This window comes from uncultured Aggregatibacter sp. (genome assembly GCF_938046485.1).
Taxonomy (GTDB): domain Bacteria; phylum Pseudomonadota; class Gammaproteobacteria; order Enterobacterales; family Pasteurellaceae; genus Aggregatibacter.
In genome coordinates this window covers 1-8142 of record NZ_CALIWN010000023.1, presented here as the reverse complement: position 1 = coordinate 8142, position 8142 = coordinate 1, and the positions used below count along the sequence as shown (strand labels likewise).

6 protein-coding genes are annotated in these 8142 nt (G+C 44.4%); 3 read left to right on the top strand and 3 right to left on the bottom strand.

Annotated features, from left to right (window positions below; translation table 11 throughout):
• Positions 1-287 precede the first annotated feature (287 nt).
• Entirely contained in the window at positions 288-1016 is a 729-nt protein-coding gene (locus Q0203_RS03205; RefSeq protein WP_297929495.1) for a 3-deoxy-D-manno-octulosonic acid kinase, read from the bottom strand.
• Positions 1017-1102: 86 nt separating this feature from the next.
• Here Q0203_RS03205 and Q0203_RS03200 point away from each other — a divergent pair, with 86 nt between their 5' ends.
• The 3 genes from Q0203_RS03200 to eno all read left to right on the top strand — a co-directional run bounded on the left by Q0203_RS03200 (position 1103) and on the right by eno (position 4400).
• Positions 1103-2146, top strand: coding sequence for a glycosyltransferase family 9 protein (locus Q0203_RS03200; RefSeq protein ID WP_297929493.1), 1044 nt, complete (start codon positions 1103-1105; stop codon positions 2144-2146).
• A gap of 80 nt (positions 2147-2226) precedes the next feature.
• Complete coding sequence (gene thiE / locus Q0203_RS03195) at positions 2227-2889, top strand: thiamine phosphate synthase (protein ID WP_297929491.1); 663 nt, start codon at positions 2227-2229, stop codon at positions 2887-2889.
• 200 nt (positions 2890-3089) lie between these two features.
• Positions 3090-4400, top strand: a complete 1311-nt coding sequence (eno, locus tag Q0203_RS03190) for a phosphopyruvate hydratase (protein ID WP_297929489.1) — start codon at positions 3090-3092, stop codon at positions 4398-4400.
• Between the two features lie 183 nt (positions 4401-4583).
• Here eno and ileS read toward each other — a convergent pair whose 3' ends face one another.
• Both ileS and ribF read right to left on the bottom strand, forming a co-directional pair.
• Positions 4584-7406, bottom strand: coding sequence for an isoleucine--tRNA ligase (gene ileS, locus Q0203_RS03185; RefSeq protein WP_297929487.1), 2823 nt, complete (start codon positions 7404-7406; stop codon positions 4584-4586).
• A 39-nt stretch (positions 7407-7445) separates the two neighbouring features.
• On the bottom strand, positions 7446-8142 hold a 697-nt coding region (ribF, locus tag Q0203_RS03180; RefSeq protein ID WP_297929485.1), incomplete at its 5' end, for a bifunctional riboflavin kinase/FAD synthetase.

Sequence of the window (8142 nt, the reverse complement as noted above, 5' to 3'; positions counted from 1 at the left end):
CATGCGTAGCGTGCATCTTGATGCACGACCAAATTACGCACGGAACGTTATTTAATTCTTTCGGGCATTCATGATTTCGTGCAACAAGTTGCACGCTACGATTCTATCTTGATGCGCGTGGTACAGATCCGAAAAATGCCGATCATGTGTTGGCGGAATTCGATGCGGCTGTTCGCGCGATTTTACGTCAAGAAGCCTATGGTAAGCAGGATTGCTAATTAAGTTCGACAGTTGAAATAAAAAACGGTAGGTCAATGTGCCTACCGTTTTTATTCTCAACTAAGTGATTATTTTTGTGAATAACCTTCCATCAAGTGCTGCCAATGCTGCCCGTCAAATTGAATATGCATACGTTCCACTTCTTTGTTAAAGGAGCGTTGTAATCGTTGCAAATTGCTTTCCTTCCAAAAACTTCCCGATTTTTCACCGCACTTATCAAAATCAATGAGCCAAAATTTTGTGTCGCTTTCCAGTTGTTGGCACAAAATGTTGTGTGCATTGAGATCGGTGTGACAAATTTGTAAATCGTGTAATTGACGGATCAATCCGCCGATTTGTCGCCATTGCTCGGCGGTAAGACGTTGTGTCTGCAAAAGTGCGGTCAGATCTTGGGCATTTTCGATTTTTTCGCTCAGCAAATCGGCTTGATAACAGACTCCCAAATTGCCTTTGCGAACCCGAGCTCCAATGGGTTTTGGTACCGGAAGTCCCGCCTGATGCAGTTGATTTAACAGATTAAATTCGGCAATGCTGCGGGTGTTTTTTAGTTGCTGAAAACGGTAACGATCTTTGTTGAATTTGCCCCATAAGCCACCACGGTAATAATGACGCAGCGCGGTGTTTACACCGAAGAAATCTGCTGTTTGTAAAAACCATGTGGTGCCGCGCCCTTGCGCTGATCCTAAAATGCGGTTTTGTCGGCGCCAAAAATCGGCGTTAAAAAAGTTTTCCTGATGGGGTTCCGGGTGTTCAAAATTAAACAGAAAAAAGTCGTTTTTCAGTTGATATTCAAGCATTTTGCGACCTTGAAAATGAGATGGCGGATAGGCGCATTCTACTTTAAAATAACGCAATGCCCAAGTTCAACATCAACGAGAGAGCTATGCCGCTTTTCACCCAACCTCCGCAATCCCTTTGTATTTTACGTTTGTCCGCCATTGGTGATGTTTGCCATGCGTTGGCGGCGGTGCAACAGATTCAGCGTTATTGGCCAAGCACTCAAATAACATGGGTTATCGGAAAGACGGAAGCGCAGTTGTTTCGTCATGTGTCGGGGGTGGAGTTTGTGGTGTATGACAAAAAAAGCGGTTGGCGTGGGTTGTGTCAGTTGTGGCGACGGTTGAAAGATCGTCGATTTGATGCGTTATTAAATATGCAAACGGCATTTCGTGCGTCAATTTTATCCCTGGGTATTAAGGCGAAATATCGTATCGGTTTCGGTAAACAGCGGGCGCGCGAAGGGCAGTGGTTGTTTACGCATTGCAAGATTCAAGACCCGAGCAATCCTCATGTGTTAGACGGCTTTATGGCGTTTGTGGACTATTTGGGTGTGCCTTGCACGGAACCGCAATGGGATTTGCCGGTCGCGGAGGATGATTTGATCACGGCGCGACAATATATTGATCCCACCCGTAAGAATTTGCTGATTTCTCCTTGTTCCAGTAAGCCCGAAAAAGACTGGTTAGTGGAACGTTATGCGGAAGTCGCCAATATTGCCCACCAACATAATGTGAACGTGATTTTGTGCAGTTCACCTGCGCCGCGTGAACTGGCGATGATTGAGCAAATTCAGGGCTTATGTCACTTTGCACCGACCAATGCCGCAGGCAAGTTAACGCTTCCACAGCTTGCGGCGTTAATCCGGCAGGTGGATTTGGTGCTTTCACCGGATTCCGGCCCGGCGCATATTGCAACGACGCAAGGCACGCCGGTTATCGGTTTATATGCTTACCACAACCCGTTGCGTACCGGCCCTTATCGCAATCTTGCCAATGTGGTGTCGGTATATGAAAAAAATGTGCAAAAAGAATTTGGCAAACCCTCTGTGCAGTTGCCTTGGGCAACCAAGTTAAAAGGGAAACACTTGATGGCGCAAATTGAGGTGGCGCAGGTGGTGGAACAGATGAAAAAGTGCGGTTTGTTTTAAAAGAGAAAAACGCCTCGATGTCTGACCGCACTTGAACTGTTGCCGTTATTTCATTCATGTCAATTTAATTGGAGTTTGCTATGACCGTATCGCTATCTCATTTATCAAAAATCCTCCCACCCAAAGCCCCTTTTGCACCCACCGAATTTAAGTTGGGCTTGTATGTCATCGTGGACAGTTATGAATGGGTTGAACGGCTCATTCACGCCGGCGTGAAAACTTTACAAATTCGTATTAAAGATCGTTCTGCGGAACAAGCCGAAGAGGAAATTGCGCGCTGTATTGCCTTAGCCAAACAGTATCAAGTGCGGTTATTTGTAGATGATTTTTGGCCTTTGGCAATTAAATATCAGGCTTATGGCGTCCATCTTGGGCAGGAGGATTTGCTCACAGCGGATTTAAACGCCATCCAACAAGCGGGACTGCGTCTCGGTGTTTCCACCCACAACCAAGAAGAAGTCGATCTGGTGTTACCGTTGCGCCCTTCCTATGTTGCCCTCGGGCATATTTTCCCGACGCAAACCAAAGAGATGCCTTCAGCGCCTCAAGGCGTTGCCAATTTAGCCGCGCAGGTAAAAAACTTAGGTAAAATGCCGACTGTCGCAATTGGTGGCATCAGTGCTTCGCATTTTCCTGATATTTTAGCCACCGGGGTGGGCAGCATTGCCGTGATTTCTGCTGTCACCAAGGCGCAAGACTGGCAACGTGCGGTGAAAAATTTACTGCAATATTTTGCCGAATAATGGACTATTTCGTTTAAATTCATGGCGCACTATCTCGAAAAATTCATCTTAAAATTGAACCGCACTTCAGACGCCGGAAAACATAGAGCAAAATCAAATTGTCTGTAGTTTTTGCAAGACAAAGGAACAAAATAGCTTTATGATACCGACATTTTTAGAGCAAACTAACCCGTTTTAATTAACTTAATGAGGAAAATAAAATGGCAAAAATCGTTAAAGTCATTGGTCGCGAAATTATCGACTCTCGTGGTAACCCAACAGTGGAAGCCGAAGTGCATTTAGAAGGCGGATTCGTCGGTCTTGCTGCGGCGCCATCAGGTGCATCTACCGGTTCTCGCGAAGCCTTAGAATTACGTGACGGCGACAAATCCCGCTTCTTAGGTAAAGGCGTATTAAAAGCAGTTGCCGCAGTAAACGGCCCGATTGCTGAAGCCATTCTTGGCAAAGATGCCTCTAACCAAGCTGAAATCGACCAAATCATGATCGATTTAGACGGTACTGAAAACAAATCTAACTTCGGTGCAAACGCCATCTTAGCGGTATCTTTAGCAACCGCGAAAGCCGCTGCAGCATCTAAAGGTTTACCACTTTACGCTTACATCGCAGAATTAAACGGCACACCAGGTGTTTACTCTATGCCATTACCAATGATGAACATCATCAACGGTGGTGAGCACGCAGACAACAACGTTGATATCCAAGAGTTCATGATTCAACCGGTTGGTGCGAAAACCTTACGTGAAGCACTTCGTATCGGTGCTGAAGTGTTCCACAATCTTGCGAAAGTATTAAAATCTAAAGGCATGAGCACCGCTGTAGGTGACGAAGGTGGTTTCGCACCAAACTTAGCCTCTAACGCTGACGCGTTAGCCTGTATCAAAGAAGCAGTAGAAAAAGCAGGTTATGTATTAGGTAAAGACGTGACTTTAGCAATGGACTGTGCATCTTCTGAGTTCTACAACAAAGAAACCGGCAAATACGAAATGAAAGGCGAAGGCCGTTCATTCACTTCTCAAGAGTTCACACACTATCTTGAAGAATTAACTAAACAATACCCAATCGTGTCTATCGAAGATGGTCAAGATGAATCTGACTGGGAAGGCTTCGCATACCAAACTAAAGTGTTAGGCGACCGCATTCAATTAGTGGGTGACGACTTATTCGTAACCAACACCAAAATCTTAAAAGAAGGTATCGAAAAAGGTATCGCAAACTCCATCTTAATCAAGTTCAACCAAATCGGTTCTTTAAGTGAAACCTTGGCTGCGATTAAAATGGCGAAAGATGCTGGTTACACCGCTGTGATCTCTCACCGTTCAGGTGAAACCGAAGATGCGACTATCGCTGACTTGGCGGTGGGTACTGCAGCAGGTCAAATCAAAACCGGTTCTATGAGCCGTTCTGACCGTATTGCGAAATACAACCAATTAATCCGTATCGAAGAAGCATTAGAACGCGCGGGTACACCGGCACCGTTCTTAGGTTTAAAAGCGGTTAAAGGTCAAGCGTAATTGCATAGATGCGGCGAAAATAGGCGTAAAAGCCACCGCACTTTCGTGTTTCAAGCTGAGTTCGACTAAAGTTGAACTCAGTTTTTTTATGCGACTAAAAAAGGATAAGCCTATCGACTTATCCTTGCTTTATTTTGACTGGCACATTGACCGAGGTAAATCGGCCAATGAGGAAAGAGCGCGTTAAGCGAAACGTCTCACTTCGCCATTGCCTGCAACGTTTTCTACGCAACGCGGGCAAAGTGTCGGATGTTCCGGATTCACGCCGATTTTGTCAGAATAATGCCAACAACGTGGACATTTTTCACCGTGAGAACGGGCAACGCTTACTGCAATTCCCTCTAACTCACCCGCAGCCACATCTGCCGGTTTGTCTCCTAATGCTTTCACTTCCGCTTTGGAGGTAATTAACACGAAACGTAATTCATCGCCTAATTGTTCCAACAAGGCACGATATTCATCGTTAGCATAAACCGTTACTTCTGCCTCTAAACCACCACCGATCACTTTATCGTTACGGGCGATTTCTAATACACGGTTCACTTCAGAACGAACTTTAATCAGTTGTTGCCAGTAAGCATCATCTAATTTTTCATTCTCGCCTAAGCCAAATAGGCCTTCGTAGAATTCTTCCGTGAAGACGAATTCTGCACGTGCAGTCGCCGTTTGTGGTAAGTAACCCCAAATTTCATCTGCCGTGAATGACAGGATTGGTGCCATCCAACGAACCAATGCTTCTGCAATGTGCCATAAAGCGGTTTGGCAACTACGACGCGCAAGGCTGTCCGCTTTGGTGGTATATTGGCGGTCTTTGATAATATCAAGGTAGAACGAGCCCATTTCCACAGAACAGAAACGCATTAAGCGTTGTACTACGGCGTGGAATTGATAGTTATCGTACGCGTCTTTGATTTCGTTTTGAGCATCTAATGCACAAGCCACCGCCCAACGATCTAGGCTCATCATTTCTTCCGGTTTCACCGCATCACGTTGCGGATCAAAACCGTTTAAGTTAGCTAATAAGAAACGTGCCGTGTTACGAATACGACGATAGCTGTCTGCCGCACGTTTTAAAATTTCATCGGAAACGGTCATTTCTCCGGTATAGTCAGTAGAGGCCACCCATAAACGTAAAATGTCACCACCGAATTTATCCATGACTTCTTGTGGTGTCACGATGTTACCAATAGATTTTGACATCTTACGACCTTGACCATCCACAGTGAAACCATGGGTTAATACTTGTTTGTATGGTGCTTTGCTGTCTGTTGCGGTAGAAAGCATTAAAGAAGACATAAACCAACCACGGTGTTGGTCAGAACCTTCTAAATACATGTCGATATCTTGACCGTTAAATTCTGGGCGATTCGCGACAACAGAAGAATAGGTTGATCCTGAGTCAAACCATACGTCAAGAGTATCAGGCACTTTGCGATAGGTTTCTGCATCAGCCCCTAATAATTCTTTTTCGTCTAAATCCCACCATGCTTGAATACCGGCTTTATCTACACGTTTCGCCACTTCTTCAAGTAGCTCTAAAGTACGCGGATGAAGTTCTTCGGTTTCTTTGTGTACGAATAAGGTCATCGGCACGCCCCAAGTACGTTGACGGGAAATACACCAGTCAGGGCGGTTTTCAACCATTTTCTCGATACGCGCTTGCCCCCAATCAGGAATCCAACGAACTTGCTTGATTTCACCTAATGCTTGTTGACGTAAACCCTGTGTTTCCATACCGATAAACCATTGTGGTGTTGCACGGAAAATAATCGGGGTTTTATGACGCCAGCAGTGTGGGTAGCTGTGTTTGATTTTCTCCACTTTTAATAAGTTGCCCACTTCTTGCAATTTTTCAACAACCAATGGATTGGCTTCAAATACGCCTTTGCCAGCAAAGAATTCAGTCGTTGAAATAAATTTACCGTCATTCGATACAAGACCCGCCATTGGTAAATTATATTTTTGTCCTACAATAAAGTCGTCCAAACCATGATCCGGTGCAGTGTGTACTAAACCTGTACCGCCATCAGTGGTCACGTGATCACCTAAAATTACTGGTACAGTGAAATCATAGAACGGATGGTTAAAGCGTACTAACTCAAGTGCCTGACCTTTTACTGAACCTAAAATTTCAACTTGTTCTACGCCTACCGCTTTCGCTACGGATTCAACTAATTCAGCCGCTAAAATCACACGCTCATCGCCAAGTTGTACTAAGTTGTATTCTAAGTCTGCATTTACCGCAATCGCACGGTTAGATGGCATTGTCCAAGGTGTGGTGGTCCAAATCACCGCAGATAATTTGCCATGGCCTTTGCCTACTGCGTTAAATTTCTCTTCAATTTCAACCGCACTTACTGCTGGGAAACGAACATAGATAGATGGAGAAACTTTGTCTTCGTATTCCACTTCAGCTTCTGCTAAAGAAGAACCACAATCCAAACACCAGTGCACCGGTTTTGAACCTTTGTATAAATGGCCATTCGCAATCACTTTACCGAGTGTGCGGATGATGTTTGCTTCAGTGTTGAAGTTCATCGTTAAATAAGGATTATCCCAATCACCTAACACACCTAAACGGATAAAATCTTTTTTCTGCCCTTCTACTTGTTCTGCCGCATATTCTCGGCATTTTTGGCGGAATTCAGCTGCAGTCACTTTCTCGTTTGGTTTACCTACCAAACCTTCTACTTTTAATTCAATTGGCAAGCCATGACAGTCCCATCCAGGGATATAAGGCGAGTCAAAACCTAGTGCAGTTTTGGATTTAACAATAATATCTTTCAGAATTTTATTCACGGCGTGACCGATATGAATATTGCCGTTCGCATACGGAGGGCCATCATGCAAAATAAAGGATTTTTTGCCTTTTGAAGTTTCACGAATTTTTTGATAGAGATTTTTCTCATACCAGTTTTTCAACATCACAGGCTCGCGCTTGGCTAAATCGCCACGCATTGGAAAGCCCGTTTCAGGGAGGTTAAGGGTATTTTTATAATCAGTCATTTTATATTCCAGTGTTATGTAAAAATTAAAATTTGTGTTCTATAAAGTGCGGTCAGTTTTGAAAACGTTTTTCGCCGTTTCTACATCCTGCGCAATTTGTGCTTTTAAATCGTCAAAAGAGGGAAATTTCATTTCATTGCGGATTTTATGACAGAGTTCTACATCCAACCATTGACCATAAAGATCGCCTTGAAAATCAAATAAATGCGCCTCTAATAATTGATTCACACCGTTGATGGTCGGACGGGTGCCGATGTTCGCGACCCCATTAAAAAACGCGCCGGATTTTAACCGCACTTTAACCGCGTAAACCCCTTTCGCCGGATTCACCTGACGATGCAAGCGAATGTTCGCAGTAGGAAAGCCGATGGTGCGACCAAGCTGATTGCCATGAATCACGCGGCCTAAAATACGATAAGGACGCCCAAGTAATTTTTCCGCTAACGTTAAATCATCATTGGCTAACGCTTCGCGAATCGCTGTACTACTGATTCGCAACTCATCTAAGCAAAAGCTACGGTTATCTTCGACGATAAAACCAAACTTTTCACCGGCTTGTTGCAACAGCGCAAAATTGCCTTGGCGTTTGGCACCAAATTTAAAATCATCGCCAATGCTTAAAAACCTCACGTTTAATTTGCGTACCAACCAATCTTCAATAAATTGTTGCGCAGGCAAATTGGCAAAAGTGCGGTCGAATTTTGCGATGATAACCACATCCACACCGGCTTGTTTA

Excerpts from the sequence above, each read along its gene's own strand:
- Q0203_RS03205 (WP_297929495.1), bottom strand. The coding sequence starts at position 1,016 with ATGCTTGAATATCAACTGAAAAACGACTTTTTTCTGTTTAATTTTGAA.
- Q0203_RS03200 (WP_297929493.1), top strand. The coding sequence starts at position 1,103 with ATGCCGCTTTTCACCCAACCTCCGCAATCCCTTTGTATTTTACGTTTG.
- thiE (WP_297929491.1), top strand. The coding sequence starts at position 2,227 with ATGACCGTATCGCTATCTCATTTATCAAAAATCCTCCCACCCAAAGCC.
- eno (WP_297929489.1), top strand. The coding sequence starts at position 3,090 with ATGGCAAAAATCGTTAAAGTCATTGGTCGCGAAATTATCGACTCTCGT.
- ileS (WP_297929487.1), bottom strand. The coding sequence starts at position 7,406 with ATGACTGATTATAAAAATACCCTTAACCTCCCTGAAACGGGCTTTCCA.